Source organism: Bacillus sp. T17B1 (assembly GCF_026796395.1).
Classification (GTDB): domain Bacteria; phylum Bacillota; class Bacilli; order Bacillales; family Bacillaceae; genus Bacillus; species Bacillus spizizenii_A.
On sequence record NZ_JALAYA010000033.1, the window covers coordinates 10,007 to 10,545 of the forward strand.

A 539-nucleotide genomic window follows, 5' to 3' on the forward strand; every position below is an offset into this window, starting at 1 on the left:
TAAATCATATAAGCAAGGTGATCCGCGGTAGTGTCAGTCTGCGGATTTTCCTCATCATTTTCATCAAGCGGCAAACTCAGGATTGTACGGTTGCCGTCGAGAAGAATGACCTCGCCCGTATAGCTGTCCGGCACTGCGATGCCTTCCTGTTTCAAGAGAAGTCTCGCACCGCTGTCCTGTAGGATATAGTCAATCCGCTGTTCCGGATAGTCAGGATCAATCGGCACAAACGCCGCTCCCGCCTTTAAGACGCCGAGCACCGCGGCGGACATTTCCAGCGACGGCTTCGTGAGGATGCCGATGCGTTCATCCGCGCTGATACCGCAGTCGATCAGAATCCGGGCAAGACGGTTCGCCTTCGCATTCAGCTCGCCGTACGTCCATGACTGGCCGTTGTATGTAACAGCCGGGCGGTCTTTGTAGCGCTGAGCCGTTTCTTCAAATAGCTGATGAACGGTTTTGTCTGTCGGCACAGGCAGCGTTTTGCCCTTCCATGCCTCCAGAAGCGCTTGTTTTTCTGGTTCAGTGACGAGTGACAG

1 pseudogene is annotated in these 539 nt (G+C 54.4%); it reads right to left on the reverse strand.

The window, feature by feature from the left end:
* Positions 1-539, reverse strand: a pseudogene (locus MOF34_RS16160) (AMP-binding protein); the annotation flags it as partial.